This is a genomic window from Colwellia sp. RSH04 (assembly GCF_003545765.1).
Lineage (GTDB): Bacteria > Pseudomonadota > Gammaproteobacteria > Enterobacterales > Alteromonadaceae > Colwellia.
On the sequence record NZ_QXIO01000003.1, the window covers coordinates 280,686 to 303,948 of the forward strand.

At 37.0% G+C, this 23,263-nt stretch carries 26 protein-coding genes and 1 tRNA gene; 16 read left to right on the plus strand and 11 right to left on the minus strand.

The features are described 5' to 3' along the window. Positions 1–5 precede the first annotated feature (5 nt). The 5 genes from D1094_RS06825 to D1094_RS06845 all read left to right on the plus strand — a co-directional run bounded on the left by D1094_RS06825 (position 6) and on the right by D1094_RS06845 (position 2,862). Entirely contained in the window at positions 6–449 is a 444-nt protein-coding gene (locus D1094_RS06825; RefSeq protein ID WP_118959346.1) for a YcfL family protein, read from the plus strand. Positions 450–494: 45 nt separating this feature from the next. Beyond that, positions 495–1,097 (plus strand): penicillin-binding protein activator LpoB, encoded by a 603-nt coding sequence (gene lpoB, locus D1094_RS06830; RefSeq protein WP_118959347.1) that lies wholly within the window; start codon positions 495–497, stop codon positions 1,095–1,097. Positions 1,098–1,125: 28 nt separating this feature from the next. Beyond that, positions 1,126–1,584 carry a glycine zipper 2TM domain-containing protein gene (locus D1094_RS06835; RefSeq protein ID WP_118959348.1) on the plus strand — a complete coding sequence of 153 codons (459 nt, stop codon included), beginning with the start codon at positions 1,126–1,128 and terminating at the stop codon, positions 1,582–1,584. Between the two features lies 1 nt (position 1,585). Then, a complete protein-coding gene (locus D1094_RS06840) occupies positions 1,586–2,053 on the plus strand; it encodes a GNAT family N-acetyltransferase (RefSeq protein ID WP_182440115.1) in 468 nt (155 codons plus the stop codon). A gap of 128 nt (positions 2,054–2,181) precedes the next feature. Continuing rightward, positions 2,182–2,862: a cytochrome b/b6 domain-containing protein gene (locus D1094_RS06845; RefSeq protein ID WP_118959350.1), complete on the plus strand. Its 681-nt coding sequence runs from the start codon at positions 2,182–2,184 to the stop codon at positions 2,860–2,862. A gap of 73 nt (positions 2,863–2,935) precedes the next feature. Here D1094_RS06845 and D1094_RS06850 read toward each other — a convergent pair whose 3' ends face one another. Both D1094_RS06850 and D1094_RS06855 read right to left on the minus strand, forming a co-directional pair. Then, a complete protein-coding gene (locus D1094_RS06850) occupies positions 2,936–3,400 on the minus strand; it encodes a cytochrome c (protein ID WP_118959351.1) in 465 nt (154 codons plus the stop codon). 141 nt (positions 3,401–3,541) lie between these two features. Beyond that, positions 3,542–5,485 carry a methyl-accepting chemotaxis protein gene (locus D1094_RS06855; RefSeq protein ID WP_118959352.1) on the minus strand — a complete coding sequence of 648 codons (1,944 nt, stop codon included), beginning with the start codon at positions 5,483–5,485 and terminating at the stop codon, positions 3,542–3,544. 133 nt (positions 5,486–5,618) lie between these two features. Here D1094_RS06855 and D1094_RS06860 point away from each other — a divergent pair, with 133 nt between their 5' ends. Continuing rightward, positions 5,619–5,903, plus strand: a complete 285-nt coding sequence (locus D1094_RS06860; protein ID WP_118959353.1) for a MazG nucleotide pyrophosphohydrolase domain-containing protein — start codon at positions 5,619–5,621, stop codon at positions 5,901–5,903. 29 nt (positions 5,904–5,932) lie between these two features. Here D1094_RS06860 and ltaE read toward each other — a convergent pair whose 3' ends face one another. After that, the gene (gene ltaE / locus D1094_RS06865; protein WP_118959354.1) at positions 5,933–6,943 is read right to left on the minus strand and encodes a low-specificity L-threonine aldolase; all 1,011 of its coding nucleotides are present in this window, start codon (positions 6,941–6,943) and stop codon (positions 5,933–5,935) included. Positions 6,944–7,296: 353 nt separating this feature from the next. Between ltaE and D1094_RS06870 the strand changes: the two genes are divergently transcribed. The 8 genes from D1094_RS06870 (at position 7,297) to D1094_RS06895 (ending at position 11,691) form a co-directional block, all read left to right on the plus strand. After that, complete coding sequence (locus D1094_RS06870) at positions 7,297–8,634, plus strand: integrase family protein (protein ID WP_182440116.1); 1,338 nt, start codon at positions 7,297–7,299, stop codon at positions 8,632–8,634. Further along, the gene (locus D1094_RS06875) at positions 8,631–9,176 is read left to right on the plus strand and encodes a hypothetical protein (RefSeq protein ID WP_118959356.1); all 546 of its coding nucleotides are present in this window, start codon (positions 8,631–8,633) and stop codon (positions 9,174–9,176) included. The genes D1094_RS06870 and D1094_RS06875 overlap by 4 nt, the downstream gene beginning before the upstream one ends. Before the next feature lie 113 nt (positions 9,177–9,289). Continuing rightward, positions 9,290–9,493, plus strand: a complete 204-nt coding sequence (locus D1094_RS06880) for a helix-turn-helix domain-containing protein (RefSeq protein ID WP_118959357.1) — start codon at positions 9,290–9,292, stop codon at positions 9,491–9,493. 1 nt (position 9,494) lies between these two features. After that, positions 9,495–9,941 carry a hypothetical protein gene (locus D1094_RS06885; protein WP_118959358.1) on the plus strand — a complete coding sequence of 149 codons (447 nt, stop codon included), beginning with the start codon at positions 9,495–9,497 and terminating at the stop codon, positions 9,939–9,941. A gap of 79 nt (positions 9,942–10,020) precedes the next feature. Further along, on the plus strand, positions 10,021–10,194 hold the full coding sequence (locus D1094_RS18610) for a hypothetical protein (protein WP_182440117.1): 174 nt from the start codon (positions 10,021–10,023) through the stop codon (positions 10,192–10,194). Then, entirely contained in the window at positions 10,194–10,625 is a 432-nt protein-coding gene (locus tag D1094_RS06890) for a hypothetical protein (protein ID WP_118959359.1), read from the plus strand. The genes D1094_RS18610 and D1094_RS06890 overlap by 1 nt, the downstream gene beginning before the upstream one ends. 284 nt (positions 10,626–10,909) lie before the next feature. Further along, on the plus strand, positions 10,910–11,125 hold the full coding sequence (locus D1094_RS19075) for a recombinase family protein (RefSeq protein ID WP_404851452.1): 216 nt from the start codon (positions 10,910–10,912) through the stop codon (positions 11,123–11,125). Between the two features lie 212 nt (positions 11,126–11,337). Next, positions 11,338–11,691, plus strand: coding sequence for a hypothetical protein (locus D1094_RS06895; protein WP_118959360.1), 354 nt, complete (start codon positions 11,338–11,340; stop codon positions 11,689–11,691). Between the two features lie 87 nt (positions 11,692–11,778). On the opposite strand, the gene D1094_RS06900 is transcribed toward D1094_RS06895, so the two are convergent. From D1094_RS06900 to D1094_RS06910, 3 genes are all read right to left on the minus strand, one after another. After that, positions 11,779–12,282: a hypothetical protein gene (locus D1094_RS06900; protein WP_118959361.1), complete on the minus strand. Its 504-nt coding sequence runs from the start codon at positions 12,280–12,282 to the stop codon at positions 11,779–11,781. A 198-nt stretch (positions 12,283–12,480) separates the two neighbouring features. Further along, a tRNA-Ile gene (locus D1094_RS06905) sits at positions 12,481–12,557 on the minus strand. A 237-nt stretch (positions 12,558–12,794) separates the two neighbouring features. Beyond that, positions 12,795–15,563 carry a choice-of-anchor B family protein gene (locus D1094_RS06910; protein ID WP_118959362.1) on the minus strand — a complete coding sequence of 923 codons (2,769 nt, stop codon included), beginning with the start codon at positions 15,561–15,563 and terminating at the stop codon, positions 12,795–12,797. A gap of 178 nt (positions 15,564–15,741) precedes the next feature. On the opposite strand from D1094_RS06910, the gene D1094_RS06915 reads away from it, so the two are divergent. Beyond that, on the plus strand, positions 15,742–16,542 hold the full coding sequence (locus D1094_RS06915) for an MbnP family copper-binding protein (protein ID WP_182440118.1): 801 nt from the start codon (positions 15,742–15,744) through the stop codon (positions 16,540–16,542). Continuing rightward, entirely contained in the window at positions 16,542–17,666 is a 1,125-nt protein-coding gene (locus D1094_RS06920) for an MbnH family di-heme enzyme (protein ID WP_118959364.1), read from the plus strand. Before D1094_RS06915 ends, D1094_RS06920 begins: the two co-directional genes overlap by 1 nt. 7 nt (positions 17,667–17,673) lie before the next feature. Here D1094_RS06920 and D1094_RS06925 read toward each other — a convergent pair whose 3' ends face one another. The 5 genes from D1094_RS06925 to rpsU form a co-directional block, all read right to left on the minus strand. Further along, on the minus strand, positions 17,674–18,291 hold the full coding sequence (locus D1094_RS06925; protein ID WP_118959365.1) for an outer membrane beta-barrel protein: 618 nt from the start codon (positions 18,289–18,291) through the stop codon (positions 17,674–17,676). Positions 18,292–18,453: 162 nt separating this feature from the next. Beyond that, positions 18,454–20,304: an RNA polymerase sigma factor RpoD gene (rpoD, locus tag D1094_RS06930; protein ID WP_118959366.1), complete on the minus strand. Its 1,851-nt coding sequence runs from the start codon at positions 20,302–20,304 to the stop codon at positions 18,454–18,456. Positions 20,305–20,502: 198 nt separating this feature from the next. After that, on the minus strand, positions 20,503–22,260 hold the full coding sequence (gene dnaG, locus D1094_RS06935) for a DNA primase (protein ID WP_118959367.1): 1,758 nt from the start codon (positions 22,258–22,260) through the stop codon (positions 20,503–20,505). 106 nt (positions 22,261–22,366) lie between these two features. Beyond that, the gene (locus D1094_RS06940) at positions 22,367–22,813 is read right to left on the minus strand and encodes a GatB/YqeY domain-containing protein (protein ID WP_118959368.1); all 447 of its coding nucleotides are present in this window, start codon (positions 22,811–22,813) and stop codon (positions 22,367–22,369) included. Positions 22,814–22,849: 36 nt separating this feature from the next. Further along, the gene (rpsU, locus tag D1094_RS06945; protein ID WP_076420232.1) at positions 22,850–23,065 is read right to left on the minus strand and encodes a 30S ribosomal protein S21; all 216 of its coding nucleotides are present in this window, start codon (positions 23,063–23,065) and stop codon (positions 22,850–22,852) included. Positions 23,066–23,263 lie beyond the last annotated feature (198 nt).

A 23,263-nucleotide genomic window follows, 5' to 3' on the forward strand; every position in this document is an offset into this window, starting at 1 on the left:
TAAACATGTTAAAGCCAAATTCTTACCTAATCATTTCAATAACATTCGCTTTGCTCATTGTAAGCTGTAAAAATGTTCCTCCGATCACATCAGGCATAGGTACTGGCACGCTTTCTTCTTCGCAAAAATATAGTCAGCATTTAAAAGTAGATAACAAAAAATTATCAACACAGCTATATATCAGTGATGTTAAAAATAGAACACGAAATGAATTACTTGAAGTCAATTTACAACTAAGCAGTCGATATGAAAAGTCATTACAATTGCAATACCACTTCAATTGGTTTGATAAAGACGGTTTTGCGGTAGAAGCAAGAAAAAGCCCTTGGCAGCCGCTTGAGCTTCATGGCATGCAAACAACCAGTGTTAAAGGGTTGGCACCAACACAAGAGGTTACTTCTTTTAGCATTTATGTGCGAGAAGTGCCTGAAAAAGCCTTTAAGTTTTAACCTTTAAAATACAAACAGAATATTTTGAAATACAAGGATCATATTATGAATAAATTACTTGCCTTCAGTGCAATAGCACTTGCTTTAACGGTTACCACGGCCTGTACAAATAAATCAGTTGTGCGCTATGGTGATGCAACGGCCGTTGAAACCACAGATATTAACTTTGGTTCAACTGACTTACAAAAAGTCGCTAGTCAAATGACCGACTCGTTACTCGTTTCGCCAGTTGTAGGGACGTTAACTGCAAATACTCGCCCGGTAATTTTTGTTGAAAGTTTAAAAAACAAAACCAGCGAGCATATTGATACTGAATCCATTACAGATTCTATTTCTACTAAACTATTACGTTCAGGAAAGTTTCGCTTTGTTGATATGGGCAGAGTTGCAGCCGCAAGAGAACAAATACAGTTTCAACAGGCCGGCGGTATGGTAGATACCAATAAAGCGGTTCAATTTGGTCAACAAGTTGGTGCTCAATACATGCTATACGGTAACCTAGCGAGTATTGTAAAATCAAACAAAGACAAATCAGATGTTTATTACAAATTTACCCTACGTTTGATGGATTTACAAAGTGGCCTTGTTGAGTGGGCTGATGAAACAGAAATACGAAAAACTAAAGAAAAAGAGTTCGTAAGTTGGTAAAAACTGACACTATTAGAAGGTCTTACTTATGAAAAAAGTACTGTATATTCTTATAATGCTTTTTAGTGTCAATGCGTTTGCTGATTATGACCGTAATAAAGCTGTACCTGTTAAAAAGGTACTTTTTGGTTACGTTGAAACTGTCAGGCATATTACTCAAGAAGAGTTGGTTAAAGACAAGCATAACGGTTGGCATGTATTTGGTGGTGCGTTAATTGGTGGTGCAATTGGCCATCAATTTGGTGGAGGCAGTGGTCAAGATATTGCTACCGTTTTAGGGGCATTAATTGGCGCGTCTGTGGCGAATAATAAAAACAACAAGCAGCAACGCAAAGTTATACAACTTGTCGAGCTAATGATCATAACAGACAAAGAATCTTATATGGTCATTCAAGATCTTGATCGAAGCATGCTATTTCAAGCAAATGATAAGGTAAGAATGATCTACCTAACCGATGGAACGGTCAGAATTGATAAGCAACAATAAATTGTCTAACGTTAAGCGGTGCGAACCTCAAACAGTCGTTCATGCAGATAAAAAAGATAAAAAGGCAGTATTACGGTTTTATAAAGAACACCTTTTTACTGCCCGCTTTAAGGGCTTTGATAACACATACTTTATCAAAGATGGAGCTCAAATTATTGCCTGCGTTATTGTTTCTCAAATCACGCTAAGTAACCCCCAAAGCTTGTTACATGCACTATTTGTTGATTTCAACCACCAAAAGCAAGGCTTGGCAAAGCTTCTACTCAACACATGCAAAACACACCATCACTCAATTGTATTATTTGCTTCAAAACAATTAGCTAATTTTTATCAAAAGCATGGTTTCTCCTTGGTACCTCAAGAAAAAATAAAGGGAATATTATCAGATGAACTTGGTACTCGTTTTACTGTCTATAAAAATAAGCAACCTGATTTAGTTGCCTTTATTTGGCAAATGAAAAATCATTAGTAAATTCAAATGATAATCAGCCTCTTTTTTCGTTGTAAATTATTGTATTATTATTGGGTCATACGCACTTAATATAAGCCGTTGCCATTCAAATAAAATAGTGAACATCATTACATCTTAGGTATTACATGAAGAAAAATTTTCTTATTTGGGATTTACCCTTACGACTTTTCCACTGGAGTTTTGCCGCGAGCATTATGCTGCTATGGCTAACCTCTGAATTAGGGACCGATTATATAGATTGGCATTTAAAGCTTGGCTATTTCGTTTTAACCTTAGTGAGTTTTAGACTTGTATGGGGCTTTGTCGGGCCTCAACATGCTCGATTTTTTAGTTTTTTTCCTACCCCTAGAAAGGTTATATCCTACTTGAAAAATAAAGATCAAGTATACGCAGGTCACAACCCTGTTGGCAGCTTAATGGTATTTGCCATGTTGTTACTTGTCTTAGTACAAGGAGTAAGTGGCTTATTTGTTGATGATGAAGTGTTTACTTCTGGCCCATACTTTAATAGTGCTGGCGCTGAAATAGATTCACTGATGAGAACGCTTCATTTCAATACCTTTGATTTTATATTAGCAGCAATTGCTTTGCATATTGCCGCAATAGCATTTTATAAAATCATCAAAAAACAAAACCTGACTAAGGCAATGGTCACTGGTCAGAAGTCCTCTCAAGGTTTAAAAGAAAGCGATGAAATACCTCATTCAAAATTATTTGTAGCTTTTATTGTTGCTATTCTAGCCTGTGCTTTTATTTACTGGCTTGTGGTAATAAACCCACCGCCATTGGAAGAGTTCTATTATTAACAATAAGATTTCAGGCATAAAAAAACAGCTTTTCAGCTGTTTTTTATGTTGCAATTAAGTAGAACTACTTAGTTTAGTCTTTCTTGAAAACATCATGACAACCGCCACATGTTTTACCTACACCGCCAATCGCTTTTTTAATTTTACCTTCATCTCCTGACTTTGCTGCCGCTTGCAGGTTTTTAGAGGCTTTTGTTAATGCGTTTACTTTCTCTTCAAACGTTGCTTTATCTTCCCATGCTTTAGGTAATGCTTCTGTTTTAACATCAAATTTGCGCGTATCGGTTTTAAAGTAGTCATTTAACATGTATGAAAACTGCTCTAAACGAAGTGCGTTAGTTGCAACTCTTTCGGCATCAACAGGAATTCTTCCTTTGGCCATAGCTCCCATTGGCCCCATATTACTTGCCATTAACTGGAAAATTGCTTGGCGCAGCTCTGTTGATTTCTTAGCATGCTTCATTGATTGAGCAGGCTGTGCATTTGCGGCAGTAACAGTCAGTAAACCAGCAACCACTATTGTAGAGAATAATTTCATTGAGTATTTCCATTTTTATAATAAATTTAATCACATACTACTTAAATCAGTGAAAGGTAACAAATAAAGTCATCGTGCTGTGTTGGTAATTCATCGATTAACATCACTGCACAATAGAAATAACGCCGCCCTTAACTCTAATTAAGACGTTTTAAACTGTGATACGAGTTCATCTAACTGCTGAGACTGCACATTTAAATTTTCTATAATTTCTTTTGTGTTATCAGACAGGCTAGCAATATTAATCGCCATATCCGCTATTTTAGAAATATTAACATTTAATTCACCGATAACATTGGCTTGCTCTTGGGTTGCTGTTGCTACTTGAGTATTCATCTCAGTAATTTCATTTATTTCACTAACGACAACTTTCAAACCATCACTCGCTTCATTCGTTCGATCTTGCCCTTGGTTAGCTAAATAAGTGTTTCGGCTCATTGACTCAACCGCTTCTTTCGCTTGGTTTTGTAGGTTTTCAATAACTTGTTTAATCTCAGCGGTAGAGTCTTGTGTTCTTGCCGCTAAAGTTCTTACTTCATCAGCCACAACCGCAAATCCTCTGCCTTGCTCACCAGCACGCGCGGCTTCAATAGCCGCATTAAGTGCCAATAAGTTAGTTTGCTCTGAAATGCTATTTATGGTTTCAACAACAGAATTAATCGTTTGAGTTTGCTCAGCTAATTGACTAATAACCTCTTGAGTACTGACATTACTGGCATGCAACTCTACCATCACCTCATTAGTATTATGAACTTGACCATCTGCATTCATCACAAGGTTTTGTGTAGATTCAGTTTTGTCTGCCGTAGTATGTGCTAACTTACTCACTTCGTTAATACTATGGTTCATTTCGGTTGTTGCAGAAGCGACAGAATCTGTTTCTACTTGCTGTAAACCGACACTTTTATTGATTTCATCAGAAGTCCCCGTTAATTGTGAAAATGAAGCTTCCATTACCCTTTCAGTCTCTTTGATATCATTTATGATCTGACTAACCTTTTCTAAAATAGCATTAAAGCCCTTAGCCAATAGGCCGACCTCATCTTTCCTGCTCTCATCTAAACGCTGTGTTAAATCGCCCCCTTGATTAGCCATTTCGAGTAATCTATCACCAATATCGATAACAGGTTTAGTAATGCGTTTTGCCATAAAAATCATTAAGAAGATAAAAATAACTGCGATAACAACATTAACAGTTGCTGTGGTGGTAAGTGCTGAATGTATTTTCGACATTGGCTCTTCAACAGGTAACATCGCAATAATTTTCCAGTCCAACTCGGTTATACCAACACTGGCGACATAATATTCAATATTGTCTTTAATCACGCGATCAAAAACATAACTGTCACTTGTTTGCAGCAACTTATTTGCAACACTGGCAAAACCATCAAACTCATTTAACTGGCGTTGTTTCAAATTAGATAATTCAGGATGAATAATAACGTTACCTTGTTTATCAGTAACAAACACAAAGCCTGTTTTGCCGACCTTATTATTTAAGATATCTTCACTGATTTTATTAACAGAATACCCTAAACCAGCAACCGCTATATCTTGCCCTGCCTCATTAACCCTATAATTTACAAATGCTGTTAATTGTTGAGTGCCTTCTTCATAATCAAATGCAATTTCAAAAGGTTTATTACTGGCTAAAAAATCATAAAACCATGCATCACCTGTTCGGGTAACTTGTTTAAGTAAGCCGCCATTATTGAAATAATTTTGACTAATGTTCGATACCCAAAACACAACCAAGGCATCATTTTTCTCTTGCATTGTTTTTAAATAATTAAAGACTTGAGGTCGTTCATCTTCAGGTTCGTTATTTTTTGCCCAGTCTAATAAATATTGATTTTGAGTCATTGATTTAGATAAAGATAAAGGCGGGCCTAATTGAGCACGAACTCTCGCTTCTACTTTAGCTAACTGGTTAGGTAAAATATCTTCTTCAATACTTGTTTCTGATACAGTTGTAAATATCTGATTATTCAATAAAATTGTTGTAATAGTTAAACTAAAAAGCGCTACAGCAATAATTGCAACTAGCGCATCGCGAATTTTCATATTTCTAATCCATTCAGCCATAACTCAACCTTTAAGATAATTTGCCATTATTGGTATTAGAACAAGTATAGATGATGATATTGCTTTATTTTTATGATTAGCGATCTTAAGCTAAACAAATATTTATTGTTCATAATTAATCAAAAGAGTTGCTATGAAAATTAATCAAATCGCGGAAGAAAATTACCAATGGGTTGAGTCGATGGGATGGCATAACAAATCTGTGTTAGAGGCTTTAGCGTTAGTTGCTTCTGAAGTGGGTGAGGCGATTAATGAATGCAGACACGAAGAGCCAACGCCAGCTTTTCAAGAAGAACTGGCCGACATCATTTTAAGGGTGCTCGATATTGCTCATTGGCAAGGTATTAATATTGAAGAAGCTATTTCACAAAAAATGGCAATTAATCAAACTCGCGGTACACGTGGCCGTTTAAAGTAGTCACTTTTTAAAATCAGTTACTTTATGAATTATTTTATTAATTGCTTTAGCTCATTGATGAACATATCTATATTAGCTTTAGATATATTTAAATGTGTTACCAACCTTAATGGATTCCCTGCACTAATGAGTATGCTTTTGCTCAATAGCTTTTTGGCAATTTCATCAACATTGAGTGAAGTATCAAAGCTAGCAAAAACCATATTAGTTTCCACAAAACTTAAATCAACCTTAATGCCATTTATTGTATTTAATTGTTCAGCAAGGTATTTGGCGTTGCAATGATCTTCGTGTAATCGTTCTACATTTTCTTTTAAGGCAATTTCAGCTGCGGCTGCTAAAATACCCACTTGTCGCATGCCACCACCAAGCATTTTTCGCCAGCGTCTTGCTTTAGAAATAAAAGCTTTACTCCCAAATAGCAAAGAACCAATTGGCGCACCCAACCCTTTAGATAAACAAACTGTCATGCTGTCAAAGTACTGAGCAATATCAGTAATATCAACATCAAGTGCTACAGCGGCATTATAAACGCGAGCACCATCTAAATGTAATGCCAAGGCTTTATTATCAGCTAGCGCTCTTACCTGCGCTAAATACGCTAAAGGTAGTACCTTGCCACTAATAGTGTTTTCAATACTGATTAATTTAGTACGCGCGAAATGAAAATCGTCAGGTTTAATCGCCTGGCTCAATTTTTTCAAACAAAGTGTGCCATCAGGTTCGTTTGCAATAGGCTGGGGTTGAATAGAACCCAATACGGCTGCACCACCGCCCTCAAACTGATAATTATGCGCTTGCTGCCCGCAAAGGTATTCATCACCCCGCTCACAATGTGACATTAATGCCAGTAAATTTGCTTGTGTACCTGAACTGCAAAATAAGGCAGCTTCAAAGCCATGTCTTTTTGCTGACCAAGCTTCTAAAGCATTAACACTTGGATCATCACCATAAACATCGTCACCGACCGTCGCATTCGCCATGGCTGCACGCATTTTAGCGCAAGGAATTGTTACCGTGTCTGAACGAAAATCAATCATGAAAAACCCTACGGCTTAATAGTTAATTAGAAAAGTAAATACTATATGCTCAAAGGTACAAGAAGATAAAGAGTAAAATAGAAAAAGTATGGAGAAAGAAGTGGTGGCCCCTCAGTGACTTGAACACTGGACCTACCGATTATGAGTTCTTTTTTTGCTCTTTCTTTTTAAATATATTATTATCTCTATATCGCTACAACTCAATTAAATCAATATCTATGGGCTATTGTTGTTTTTAGGTTAAATCTATTTTTAAGGCGTCCATAAGGCGTCCACAAAAACATAGGCGTCCATGAAGCGTCCAGATTTTGCCATGAATAATGCCTGTATGTGACTTGAACAGGGGATCGCATATGGGCAATAGTAATTCACTACCTTTCAGAGATGACCGTATAAAAGCTTTAACCGAGCTTGGAGAATATAAAGATTCTTCATTGTCTGGTTTTGGCCTACGCATAACTAAGAGTAAAAAAACTTTTCAAGTTAGGCGCAAGCGTAACGGTAAAGATATTCGCGTTAAAATTGGCGAGTACCCAGCCATGAATTTAAAGCAGGCAAAAGACAAAGCTTACAAAGTGCTGTCTGATATTGAGAATGGTATAAACCCTAATGAGCAACGCAAAGAACATGAGAACCAAGCGGTAACGTTGGATTTTGTATTTAATGCTTATCTCGCCAGCAAGTCATTAAAAGATAAAACGGTATTAGGCTATAAACAGACCATCACTTGTTACCTTAAAGAGTGGCAGAACAAGCCACTGATAAAACTGAATGAAGATGAGGTCACTTATATTCACCAGCAAGTAAGCAAGCGCAGTAAAGCACAGGCTGATTTAATGGCTAGGGTATTACGTGCAATCTTTAACTTTGCTAAATATGAATATCGCGGCACTGATGATGTATTTATCTTCAACGAAAACCCCGTAAAAATCCTATCCCATAAACGTCAATGGAATCATGTTCCAAGAAAACAAACTCGCATAAGGCCCACTGAATTAAAACAATACTTAACCGCAGTAAATGAAGTTCGCAATAATCCTGAATATGATCGCTTTACCCGTTCAGTTTGTGACGCGGTGGAGTTTGCGTTATTTACAGGATTGAGAAAACAAGAAGTATTAAACATTGAATGGCAGAGAGTTAACTTAAAAGATGGTTACTTTTGGATTGATGAAACTAAAAACGGTGATCCGCTAGAGTTACCCATTACAGATACATTAAGAAAAATATTAATCCGTTGTTGGTCTGAGCGTGATGAATCGGCGCGTTATGTATTTGTTGGCAAAGCAGACGGGCAAGCGATTAAAGAACCTAAGTATGTATTGGAAAAAATTTGCATCGCCACTAAACAAAATAATGAAAGCGAATTGATCGCCCATTGGCACGATTTAAGGCGTACTTATGCCACGCTTGCCGAATCTATCGGTGTTGGTGGTTACACGCTTAAAAGGCTGTTAAATCACCGTATTAAGCGAACCAATGACGTTACCGCAGGTTATGTGGTTTTATCGGCTGATGAACTCCAGGAACCTGCAAAACGTGTTGAGCAATCAATACTTGAACACGCTGGCTTAATAGAGAAAAAACAAGGTGTAGACGCGACACTTCAAGACTTATTACAGAGTGTTAGCGAAGAACAAAAACGTGAATTAATATTTCAACTTTCTCAAGTTAAGGAAGATCAAAAATGAATCAATTAGACAGTGATAAACTTGAAAATATAATGAATCTCTTGGAAGGTGATAATCAGGATGTCTTAAGAAAAATGACGCTGGAGTGGTTTATCGATAAGGCAATTAATAGCCCTAAAGATGTAGATCCTGAAACAGTGTTTTTTATAGGAAAGTTGTTAGAGAGACTAAAAAACGCTAACTATGAAAACCCTAGAAAAGCTATGGGGATAAGCTCAGTTAGAGGTGAACTAAGTGCTAAAACTAAAATTGAAAAAATACGATTAATTAGCGATGTTAATTTTCTATATAATAATAATGGCTGTAAAGGTGCGCAAGGAGCATTAGAATTGCTTTTCGAAAAATCCTCTTATTATAAACATTATAAGAATATAAACTCTCTTCAAGTCACATATAGAAATGCTATCAAGGAAATGGAAAAATGGTCCTCTCAAGATGAAGATATGTATCAGGAGATCAAAGGAAAAGATGCGGTCCTAAAAGGACAATCACTTATGAAAGTTCTACATGTTCTTGTTGGTGAGCGAAACCCTCTAATTTAAATTGACCTTTTAATTAGATCTAATTCATAAAAACATATCCCTTAGAATTTTTATTATATTTCATGCTCTTATAATGTTTTGTAGATTTTAACTCAACTACAGAAGATAAGACTATGGCTACTAATATCTATCACAATAAACTGCTTACCGCAGGCGAGACAGCAACCCTTTTAGGATTAAAAGAATCAACATTGGCACAACAACGCTGGCGCGGATGTAAAAACCTGCCTTGGGTGAAGCTAAACAAAAGCATTAGATATAAACTTGCAGATGTTGAAGCTTATATTGAGCGTTGCACTGTAAGTGAGGAATCTTAATATGAGCATTCTATTATTTATAGCACCAAATGAAGCAATCCCACCACTAGGAACTAACGCTAGAAAATACCTAGATTTATTAGCTTTAGGTGAAGTTAAAGAAAGTGAAGCAATGTTACTCTTTAATGGTAATCAGCGATCACCTATTCAGGACTTAGGCGCTGATAGATACTGCAATTGGTTGATTAAACCCATAGAGAATGAACAAGGTGTAATCGTCGCCAGAAAGCTAGATGAACGACACTTCTCAGGCGACAAACAACTAGATGCTGATGCAAGAACAGAGCGTAAACGGATTCTTAAAGATCGCTCTCACAAGCAAGCTAAACAAGGGCGTATTCGAGAGCCAAAAGCCTTTAAAGAGCTAACTGAGGCACAAAGAGAATTCTTTTTATCTTTAGGTGTTGCGGCAAATGATGAGCAAAAAAATACTGCGAAGAAGTCTTAATTCAACGCAGCATTCTTTTAACGGCTAGTGGATGAAGTTTGACGGCTAAACCACTAGCCCACATCGTCAAGGTATCACAATGAGAAACCATTATCTAATCGAAGTAACTCAAAAACAAACCTTCTATTTTACTGTAGAAGCTGAAAACACAAGTGAAGCTATAGAACTAGCCGTAAAACAAGACAGCAGTTTAAGCGAAGCAATGCCGCCAGAAGTAGAACAAATTAATGCAAAATATATTGGTGGTGATTAATGGCTAGTGTCGATAGGAAAAAGCGGAAAAGCCGTTTTATTGGTATTCCATATCATGTAGCAACTAGTAATGAATTTGCTAATTTGAAAGCGCCAGCCGTTAAACTTTTACTAGATCTTTTAATTCAATACAACGGAAGTAATAACGGTATGCTATCTCCTTGTTATGCCTTGATGCGTGATCGAAACTGGGCTAAAAGCTCACTGTACAGAGCCTATGCTTCATTGGTCCATTCTGGCTTTGTAGTTGTTACAAGACAGGGAATTAAAGTTAGAGGGTATCCTACATTAGTTGCAATTACTTGGAACGGAATTGACGCCCCTATTAAGTGTAAATTTGATATTAATGTAAGGCCTAGTCCTGTTCCTTTGTCCTATTGGAAAACTGATAAATCAACGTGGAGCATCGAGCCAAATATCAAACCACCATAAATAATCAGTACCAAATATGAGCGGCTAATGCTTATTAGTACTTCAAATATGAGTAGGAGATAGTTTTAAACTTTGAATAGTTAACCATACTGGAGTACTAACAGGTTGTTTTAGTCTTTGGACTTGTCCCATATTGGAGAGTCTTATATATACCATAGGGTGTTATTGAAAATAGCCTCTCAATATAACCAATTAATGATGCTTTAGTATGGATAAGCCAAGTTGCAATGAAACGTACCAATCAAATAAAGCACAATCAGATAATAATTGCTCGCATTGAACGTATGCTGACCTGTTCATATAGGCGACCGAGTTACAAAACAGTATGTCGATTATTAAACAAAAATGAATTAACTAGTAGCGTAGGCAATATATGGACTGAAAGAAGTATTTATAGAATGCTTCAAAGAAGCGGTTATAGTGGGTTATGGGGACTCCAGAAATATCAGCGCAATAACTTAGCTCAAAGCTATTTAAGCGGGCATTTCTATAGTCCATAAAAAGGGCATTTCAGCACAAGTACGCGTGAGAGGTTTTCATCTAAAATACGGCATTAATAAGGCATTTAACCGTAAATACGGCAAAAATACGGGCTGTTTAAGGGCTCTAATATTTTATTGTTTACAGTTGGTTTTTGCACCACCTTCCTATATTCTCCTAACTATACCAAAACTGTTAACGTCTTTATTCAAATGGAAAAGGAATCCAAAAAATGAATATAATTGCTGATGTTTTACTCGTTCTTATAATACTTGTTACTTTTTTATATTTTGCTAGGAAAGCTAGAAAGACCCGATCTGAGATAAAGAAATGTGCTAATCAAGATTATGAAAGTGAAGAGGAATTATCTAATGATGAATTAGACCGTCGTTTATGTGAAGCTAAATTAATGTATGAAGAACTAGAGGAAAGATATTGGGGACACATTGGTTTTTTAGCAGGACTAGCTTCTTATTACTATTGGGATATTTGGTATTTATCATTTGGGATTGGCATTTTACTCATGCTTGTAGGTCATCAATATTTATCTATAAAACCATTTAGGTCAGGTATACGTGATATATAAGTAATTAGCAAAACTGAGCTACTTATTAGGCAATAACCATGGGGTAGAGTACATAGGAAAAACCAAGAACGAATGGCGTTAACTCATTTATTTTTCATAGGTGCTTTTAATAATTCTTTGTCCTCTAGTTTTATTAATGGTTTTCATGTTTTTCTTATAAATGAGACCACCAAAAAAAACTAGCCATAAACCTATGGGAAGCTCATTGTGAGGAGGGTTCTTCATAATAACGGCTCTAAATAGAAAAGATAACCCTACAGATAGCATGATAGTTATGAGTAATATTGCTATACATTCACCACCAGTTAAGTTCCACGCTTTAATTGTATATTTTGATAGTCCATTTTCAATAAATTCACTTACCTTAAAAAGCAATGGCATACCGATTACAAAGCAAATAATGGTAAATAGTAAGGGTAGAAAAGGAGCAATTGAATCCCAGCCGTCATAGATAAAATAACCAATACCAAATAAAACTGAAAGAATAACTAAGCCGATAATAGCTACAACACCAAAGTTAATAATATCTCGCCAATAATTTATTATTATTACTGCAAGAACAATCCCTAAAGCAATTTCAATTATCAGCATACATTTCCTTATATTTACCAGAGCGAAGCAGTAAGTATTAACACCTGTTGGTTTAAGAAATAATAGACAATAATTGATTAAAAAGCATTAACAGTTGATGAAGCACTAAAGCGTCCAATAGGCGTCCAAAAAACATTTTCCTATATGTGACCCGTGAAAAATCTTGAAGTAACTAATTGATATATAAATATAAAGAAGTGGTGGCCCCTCAGTGACTTGAACACTGGACCTACCGATTATGAGTCGGGCGCTCTAACCAACTGAGCTAAGGGGCCAAATTTACTTATGTAGAATAAATAAAACTTTAATCAATCGCTTTTGGGTAAAGCTCTTCATTAAAGCGCGTGCAGTATAAGCATTTTTATTTTTATTGTCACTATCAGAATTATAATTTTTTCTTAATTTGTGTTTGATTGGCGTATTATTAAACAAAAGCTTAGTTACGATTAGCAAAGTAAAAGCTTAAGTGTGAATTGCTCAATGCTATTACTTTGCTAGATTGATTTAGGTTGTTACTTAATGGCCTTTCCTCTTCGGCGCATAATTAAAGTCATACTGAGAATACAAATAAGCAAGTAACTCATACTACCACCACTGCTTGATTTAGTTGGCGTTGGTAGCAAAGTAACAGGTGCATCAACTACGGTAACCGTAACACTATCACTACTTTGTGCACCTTTTGCATCGGTTGCTGTAACGGTAAAAATTAATTCATCCGCTTGAGAAGGGGCAACAAAACTTGCTGATTGCTTATCGCTGTCTGATATTGTCACATCAGTCCCACTTGATTGTTCCCATAAGTAAGTTAATTCGTCATTTTCAGCATCTGTTGCTGATGATATTAAAAGACTGACTGTTTGCCCTGTATTTACTTCGAAATCTTCAGCTGCAACGACAACAGGTGCAGTATTGCTGTCATCATCAGCAATGTTAATAATGATGCTACTATTAGCACCTAAATTACTGCTATCGGTTGACTCTAATACGATTGAAAAACTCTCTGTTTCTTCTTCAACGTCATCATTTATTAATACAATACTAATGTTTTTATTTGCATTATCACCGTCTAACCATGTGAGTGTTCCTGCTGCCCCCTCAACATCGTTATTAATTGTTGCACTATCTCCTTGTAGAGAATAGTTCACTGATAATTCCCCTAAACTGCTACCGTCTCTTGAAACTTCAATGATGATATTTTGCTGATTTTCTGCAAAGGTTTGTTCACTTTGAATAAAGCTAGCAGCACCGGTATCGATCTCACCCGCAATATTCACCGTAGCATATGTCGGCGAGGCAATCGTTGCGCCATTTGTTGGGTTAAATAGACGCACGTAAAATGATTCTTTAAACTCTGTCGTGGCATCTTCGGCTGCAATATCAATAGTAATAGTTTTAGCTGCATTATCATTAGCTTGCCATGTTAGTTTGCCATTACTTACTGCAAAGTCATTACCTACTTTGGCGCTTCCTTCAAAGACTTCGTAATCAACAGAAACAGTGGTGGCGCTATTATTACTGCCTACACGGTTTACATTTAGTATAAGGGTTTGGTTTTGTTCTGTTGTAACCGTTGCCGCCTCAAATGAAAGAGTGCCCTGCGATGTAGCTAACGTGTTATCTTTTACTACATATAAGCCGCTATTAATATCGCTTATAAGAATATTGCCCGAAGGTAAATAAGGGTAAGCTCCCCAAGCGCCATTAAAGCTGGCATTATCTGAAGGCGTGAATGTATCAAAAAATCCAATTTCTGTTGGTGTGGCAGGGTCTGTAATATCTAAAACGGTTAAACCACGTTCGTAGTTAGACATGTAGTAACGGTTTCCTCGAACAAAACCGTTATGATCAATAGCTCTTGTACTACCTGTCCACTGACCAACTTGTTGTGGGTTAGCTAAGTCGCTAATTTCAAATACCCGTACGGTTGAGTTTAACCCACCTCGGTATTCATCAAATTCATCGTGAACAAAAATAAACTGTTGATCTTCAGTACCCCAGCCCGAATGCACATATTGGTTAGCTTTTGCTACGTCATTATATTCGGCACTCCCCAAGAGTTTGGCATTTTTCGCATTGGTAATATCCCACAGTTTCATTTCTTTTTCATTAAAATCGATAAAAACAATGCAAGATTCAGCATCAGATTGGCAGTTATTCTTCACTCGATCGTCCGTAATCACAAGAGACGCACCATCATGTGTATAACCACTACCTGCTGAGTTATTCGTTAATAGATTAATATTTTCAGGGTCTTCTAAAGAGTAGCTATGAAATGCACCTGAAAAGGTGTTTGCCCCTGTTAATTGTAAGCTTGGAGTTTTTCCTGGTAATGCGGTATTTAAGCTGTGATCAACATTTGAAATATAAACATTGTGTGCTTGTGCAACAACCTTACTGCGTTTTACTAAGCTAATTGAGTTTGGTAAGTGATTTAAATCAATAACCGTCACGTAATCACTTGATCCATCAATTGTTGCATAGGCATAGGCACGCCATAGGTTTATTGTGTCATCAAAAAATTGGTATACTTTTACATCACGCCAAATATCAGTTTTACCTGATATAGTACCCACTTCAACGGGGTTACTTGGGTCAGTTACATTGACTACTGCGACACCATTACTTACACCAATAATTGCGTACTCACTGCCATCATTTAGATCTACATGTCCCCAAATATCATTGGCTGCACTGGGTGAAGATGAAAAGTCGCTTAAAGCAAGATGAGATAGCAGATCTATATTTTTACACTCAAAAGCTCCAGCCATATTATTCACACAGCTTTGATTTTTTTGACTCTGATTCAGCATACTGTAGGCAGCTAATTTCGCTTGAGCTGCTTCATGAAAGTCATGGGTTTTACCATCAGCAATCACTGAAAAACCTTTCTTACGTAAGCCAGATACAAGCTCATTTGGTACACCCATCAAGGTGGTGACATTGCTATTAGGACTTTGGCTTTGAAAGTGATCAAACCGGTTATAGCCGCCCAATACTGGCACTATTTCACTTTTTAAATAAAACAATTCTTCGCTCGAATTAATTTTATATTTACCCGCTGAAATTAAAACTTTATCTCCTTTGTTAGCTTGTTGCACGGCGTATGCAATAGACTGACAAGGGCGAAGTACATTGTCACACTTACCTGAATCTTGTCCTTCTACAGCAACAAACCTTGCTTTATCATGCTCTGAATGAGCTAATATGCTAGGTGATAAAAAGCTAGAAACAAGCCCTGCAGTTATTGCCAGAGTAGATAATTTACGGTGCAAATTAAGCATAATATTCCATTATTTTTCTATTTGAGTTTATAAGATAGTAGCGCAAAAAAGTAATGCACCTGTGTTTGGATAATAAACTATTATAATATCACATTGTAGATGTTACAATAATGTTAATTTATAATGTATATAGCAATACCATAGTACTTGCTATTACTCACTGATGGTAAGCAATTTGATGTTCTTTTCTTTACTTTATCGCTTCTTAATATTAGCTTTAATTATTCTCCTTGTCGCATGTGATAATGCCAAACAATCAAATGTACAGAATTTAAACGCTATTGAGTTCGTACCGCACTTTAATGGCGAAGTGCTAACGTGTAATCAAAATTTTATTGTTGATGGAACACAATGGCGTATAGAACAATTACAATTTTTCATCAGCTCTATTGAAATTAAAGAAAATAAGCAGTGGCGCAAAACCAAATTAGAAAAATCACCTTATCAAACCGAGTCAATCGCTTTACTTGGTGAATATTGTGCAGATATCACTCAAAAAAATTGGCAGCTAAACTTAACCAATGTTGGCGAAAAAGCTACTGAAATTCGTTTCACCTTAGGGCTGCCATTTGCAATCAATCATTTAAACCCCCTTACCCAAGAAAGCCCATTAAATATTCCATCAATGTTTTGGGGGTGGCAAAAAGGGCATAAGTTTTTACGATTAGAAATGGCTTCTACAAATGATAATTGGTTATTTCATTTAGGGTCAGTAGGTTGTAAAGCTAGCAGCCCTCTTCGTGCACCAAAGCAAGAATGTATGTACCCTAATAGATATAGCTATCAAATATCGCTTTCAAACCCAAATGATAAGGTTTCATTTGAATTATCATCTTTACTTAACGGTTTAAAGCTATCATCTGAAACAAGCTGTCAATCTTCTCCTGAGAATAAACACTGTCAGCAGCTACTTAAAAATTTAACTGGTGAGAATGGATTATTTTCAACCATTACTAGAAAAAGCATTGAGCCTCAATAATGAGTAGAGCCTTCAACATAGCAATTACCCTATTACTAACGATAAGCATAGTTTCTTGCTCTAAAGTCGAGAAAAGTCAGCCCTATCAATGGGATATAATTGATGGTTTTCCAAAGCCACAGCTACCTTCAGACAACCCAATGTCAGAAGCAAAAGTATTGCTAGGTCGTACTATATTTTATGATAAAGCGCTTTCAGCTAATCAGCAGCAATCATGCGCCTCTTGTCATTTACAACAAAACGCTTTTGCCGAGTCTTTACCAACCTCAGTCGGTTCAACTGGGGAGCAGCATAGACGCAACTCACCGGCACTCGTTAATATTGCCTATAATAAAACACTCACTTGGGCTCACGATGGCCTAACCTCAATTGAGCAGCAAATAATACTACCCATGTTTGGTGAAGATCCTATTGAGCTGGGTATAACTCACCATGAAGCTGAGGTGCTACAACGTTTTCAAACAGATCACTATGTCACCTTGTTCACCCAAGCATTTGCAATAAAATCACCACAAGAGATAAGCTTTGATCAAATCAATAAAGCACTTGCAAGTTTTGTCCGTAGCTTGATCTCACTCAATTCACCTTTTGATCGCTATGCCTACGCAAATGATGACAACGCTCTTTCTGCTTCCGCTTTACGCGGTATGAATTTATTTTTTTCAGAAAAACTTGAATGCCATCACTGTCATGGTGGTTTTAATTTTACCCAATCAACTAGCCATGAAAAGCAGCTACTAGATAGACGACCTTTTCATAACACTGGTTTATATAATGTTAATGGGAGTTATCCTGAAAAAGATATTGGTTTAGCTGAAATTAGTACTTTAGCCCGAGATAATGGTCGCTTTAGAGCGCCAACTTTAAGAAATATCGAAGTGTCAGCCCCCTATATGCATGATGGCAGTATTGCTACTTTAGAGGAAGTGTTAGATTTTTACGCGCAAGGTGGCAGAGATATTTCTTCAGGAAAGCTGCTTGGCGATGGTAGAAAAAACCCATTAAAAAGCCCTTTTGTTAAGGGCTTTGATATGACTGAACAAGACAAGCAAGATTTATTAGCTTTCTTAATATCGCTAACAGATGAAAAGTTCCTGAATAACCCAAAGCATGCTAAACCTTAATTAATAATTAAAAGGCTACGCTAATCCCTGCGGCTAATTCTTGTTGAACCCATAAATCACTCGATATTGATATTAAACAGTTAGCTTCATTACAAAAGATGCTGCTGTCTGAGTTAAAAAAAGTACCATAGAGTCGTCCAGACAAATGTAAACTAATATTTTCAGAGACAGGTACCTTACCAATAAGACCTAAATTCATAGAGAATCGCGTTTCATTGTCTAACTTATTATCTTGAGGCGACATATGAGTAAAGCCGATTCCTCCAGCAACATGCCACGTAGCAAAGCTTGATTTTGATACGGTGACATTGCCACCAACATGGGCATAAGTGATGGCAAGTTCATCTTTAGTCGGAATAAAATCACTGTGCTCAGAAAAATTTGTCGAATAATGACTAATTAACAGCTCTCCTTGCCTATTAAGATCATACTTCCAAGAAGTTAACAAACCAAAACTCGTTGTTTCTTCTAACTTCAAACGAGTGGTTGAATCTTCTTCACCATAATCAAAATCGCCACCAAAGCGATATCCTGCAAATGGAGTAAGCTCGAAGTTTTTTGTTTCTTCAGCCACAGTAGGCAAAGCCATTAAGGCCGACAGGCAAACGATGCTTAACTTACGCATGTAGATCCCTTTATTATTAATTTTATACTAACTAAATATTATCCTGTTTAACAAGTAAGTAGAACAGTTGATTAATATTTTTCTTTTATAATAAAAAAGAGCAAGTTAACTAACGCTAAATTGCTCTTTTGTGATGTTTTCTTTTACTGTCTAACAGTAAGCTTACTCACCGTCTAAGAAACTCTTTAATTGCTCAGAACGTGATGGGTGACGTAATTTACGTAATGCTTTTGCTTCAATTTGACGAATACGCTCACGGGTAACATCAAACTGTTTACCAACCTCTTCTAACGTATGGTCAGTATTCATATCAATACCAAAACGCATTCTTAGTACTTTGGCTTCACGAGCTGTTAAACCTGCTAATACTTCATGAGTCGCACCTTTAAGGTTCTCAGACGTTGCAGAGTCAACAGGAAGTTCACCACTGCCATCTTCAATGAAGTCACCTAAGTGTGAATCTTCATCATCACCAATTGGTGTTTCCATTGAAATAGGCTCTTTCGCTATCTTTAACACCTTACGAATTTTATCTTCAGGCATTATCATGCGCTCAGCTAATTCTTCAGGTGTTGGCTCACGTCCCATCTCTTGTAGCATTTGACGAGAAACACGGTTCAATTTATTGATCGTTTCTATCATATGTACCGGAATACGAATTGTACGTGCTTGGTCAGCTATTGAACGAGTGATTGCTTGACGTATCCACCATGTCGCATAAGTTGAGAACTTATAACCACGACGATATTCGAACTTATCTACCGCTTTCATTAAGCCAATGTTACCTTCTTGAATAAGATCCAAGAACTGTAAACCACGGTTAGTATATTTTTTAGCAATTGAAATAACTAAACGTAAGTTAGCTTCAACCATTTCTTTTTTAGCACGGCGAGCTTTCGCTTCACCAATTGACATTCTACGGTTTATATCTTTAATACCATGAATGTTTAAGAAGGTTTCTTCTTCAACTTGGTTTAGCTTGTAAATACAACGCTCTACATCAAGTTCAATATCACTTAAACGGGCTGAGTAAGGGTGACCTGCTGCTTTTTCAGCTTCAAACCACTCTTTAGATGTTTCGTTACCTGGGAAAATTTTAATGAAAGTTGTTTTAGGCATGCCTGCACCAACAACACAGTGCTTCATGATTAAACGTTCTTGAACACGTAAACGATCCATCATACTGCGCATATTCTTCACTAACTTATCAAATAACTTAGGAATTAAACGGAATTCTTTAAAGACTTCAGCAACAGCATCAATCGCAGCAATAGAGTCTTTATGGCCTCGACCATTTTTTTCTATTACTTTATTTGCATGCTCGTGAGCATCCCTTAAGGCATTAAATTTCTCACGTGCTAATTCAGGATCAGGACCAGTGTCCTCTTCCTCTTCGTCATCATCACTGTCTGTATCAGAGTTTTCTTGATCTTCATCAGCAAGATCTTCTTTTGACAGCTCAGAACCAACATGCGTTGCCGCTGCTGCTACATCATCATCTTCGGCATCAGGGTCTAAAAAGCCAGAAATAATATCTGTTAAACGTATTTCTTCTGCTTCAAAGTTATCCCACATTTCAAGTAAGTAATTAATTGCAGGTGGATATTCAGAAACACTGCGCTGAACTTCTTTAATGCCTTCTTCAATACGCTTGGCAATAACTATTTCACCTTTACGGGTTAATAGTTCTACAGTACCCATTTCACGCATATACATACGTACTGGGTCAGTTGTTCTACCAATTTCACTTTCTACTGTAGCAAGCGCCTGAGCTGCAGCTTCTGCCGCATCTTCATCAGTATTCGCTTCGCTCATCATTAAGGTGTCAGTATCTGGTGCGTTTTCAAATACTTGAATACCCATGTCGTTGATCATTCTTACAATGTCTTCAACTTGGTCTGAGTCGATAATGTCTTGTGGAAGATGGTCGTTAACTTGCGCAAACGTTAAATAACCTTGTTCTTTACCTTTGGTTATTAAGTCTTTAAGTCTAGATTGAGGGGCTTGATCCATTGACGAGTGTCCACCTGTATATTAAAAATAGGATAGCAAAGTATGCGCATTTAAACGCTAGCGTGCACAATAAAGCCGCAAATTATAGCGAATTTTTTGTACTATTTCTAGTAATTATATTGCCTTTACATACTTTCTAATTCAAATTGTCACAGCAATAACTGCTAGTAAGTATAGCAGTTAGCAATACAAATATTGTTAAGCATTTAATATTGCTTGAAGCTCTTGTTTTTCTTCGTTTGTCATTTGTCCAGCACGTGCTTTTTGTAATAAAAATTCTGCACGCTGTTCAACAAAATCATTAAGAAGTTTTTCGATGCTGTCTAAAAAAACTTCTTCTACCGCTTCAGATTCAACATGGTGTTGCCAGCACATTAATTTTGCTAGCTGTTTACCCTGCGATGTATCTCTATATCCTTCAAGTATTTGAGCTGTTTTTATGTCAGGTCTTTGCTGACAAACCTGTAACAATTCAATTAATAGAGGAATACCTGGCATATCGAGTGGTTGTAATACTGAAATATCAGGTAGTGCTGTGACGATATGGGGATTCTCTAACAATAATGCAATAGCTAATCTAACGGGAGTTACTTTAGATGAGGCTTTTTGTTTCTTAACTTCTTGATTAGGTTTTATATTTTTATTTAATTTCGCTAAAAACTGTTCACTACCTGTACCAAACTTATTAGCAATATCATTTAATATGGCATCTTTTAACACACTGGCTGGTAGCTTAGCTAAGTAAGGTTGAAAAGATTCAACCAACGCCGCACGACCTTCTAAAGAGTTCATGTCGACCTGATTCATTAAATGATCAAAGAGAAACTTTGACAAAGGCATGGCTGAGTCGAGAATCGCTTCAAACGCCTGCTGACCTTGCTTACGTATTAATGAATCAGGGTCTTCACCATCAGGAACAAAAACAAACTTTAATGAAAAACCATCCCTAATCAATGGCAATGCATTTTCCATGGCTCGCCATGCTGCATCGCGCCCTGCTCTATCACCATCATAGCAACAAATAACTTCAGTTACCGTTCGAAATAACGTTTGTAATTGTTCGGGGGTAGTTGAGGTGCCCAATGACGCAACAGCATAATCAACACCATGTTGTGCCAAGGCCACAACATCCATATAGCCTTCAACAACAACCAAACGTTTCAGCTGCTTATTTGCTTGCTTAGCTTCGTAAAGACCATAAAGTTCTTGTCCTTTATGATAAATACGCGTTTCTGGAGAGTTCAAATACTTTGGTTTTTCATCACCCAGCACTCGGCCACCAAAGCCAATAACACGACCGCGTTTATCACGAATAGGGAACATAATACGGCCACGAAAACGATCATACGGTCGATTTTTATCGCCTTCAATTGCCATGCCTAAATCGACTAACTGCTTGCTTACTTGAGGGTTTTGAGCAAAAACCTTCATCATGCCGTCCCAAGCATCACTGATATAACCCATAGCAAAACGTTTAACGACTTCGCCACTTAAACCTCGGCCTTTTAAATAGTTGATGGCAACATCTTTGTCTTGTGCTTGTTTCAGTTGTTGTTGGTAAAAGCGACTCACTTGCGTTAATAGCTCATAGTCATCTTGTTTTTGTTGATAAACTTGCTGCTGCCTTCGTTGTTCAACAGGGCTGGCATGATTCTCTTCTCTTACGACTTCCATACCACAATGCGAAGCGAGTTCTTCAATGGCATCAACAAAGTCTAGTCGATCAAACTCCATTAAAAATGAAATAGCATTACCGTGTTCACCACAACCAAAACAGTGATAAAACTGCTTATCTTGACTCACGGTGAATGAAGGAGATTTTTCGCTATGAAAGGGACAACAGGCTTGGTAGTTTTTACCCGCTTTTTTCAGCGGTACACGACTGTCTACTAGCTCGACAATATCAGCTCTTGAGAGCAAATCATCAATAAATTGTCGAGAAATACGTCCAGCCATTAAGGTAAAAACTCAAGAGAATGAAGAGACAATATTCTACACAAATTACAGGCAATAAAAAACCGTAATCACAATATGATTACGGTTTTTATAACGTTATTAAAAGCTATGCGTTTAAGGCTGCCCTAACTTGACCGCTAACTGCGCCCATGTCTGCTTTACCTTGCATTTTCGGCTTTAATATTGCCATGACTTTACTCATATCTGCCATTGATGCAGCTTCTGAATCAGCGATAGCTTGTTTTATTAAGAGTGCAATTTCATCATTGCTAAGCGGTTGAGGTAAGAAATCTTCTAAAGCTTTCACTTCAGCAGCTTCTTTATCTGCAAGTTCATCACGACCACCGTCTTTATACATCACAATAGATTCTTTGCGTTGTTTAACCATTTTGGTTAATACGGCAATTATATTTTCATCTGTTGCTTCAGTGTCATGATCAATTTCAGCTTGCTTAACAGCCGACAATGCCATGCGTATAACGCCAAGACGAAGTTTGTCTTTGGCACGCATGGCATTTTTCATTTCATCTTTTAATTGAATTAAGAGACTCATCTATAAGCTCTGTCTTCAAAAATTACTAAGTTAATCTTAGTACATGCGAACGCGACGAGCGTTCTCACGAGAAACTTTCTTAGCAGCACGTTTAACAGCAGCTGCTTTCTTACGCTTACGTTCCCAAGTTGGCTTTTCATAACATTCGCGACGACGAACTTCTGAAAGGATACCTGCTTTCTCACATGAACGTTTAAAACGACGTAAAGCTACGTCAAATGGTTCGTTTTCTCTTACTTTAATTACTGGCATGTACTTTATTACCTTAGTATAAAATCTATATAAATCGATGAACGTCTTCGGCTTTTCTTACATTAAAAAACCTTAACTTCACCCGCTCTATTAAAAATGGGTGACGTATTCTACTGCTAACCGTGCATTGGTGTAAAGATCAATTTTACTTTTCTCTTCTTTGTACTGGTTAAAAATAGATGAACAAGGTAAAATCGC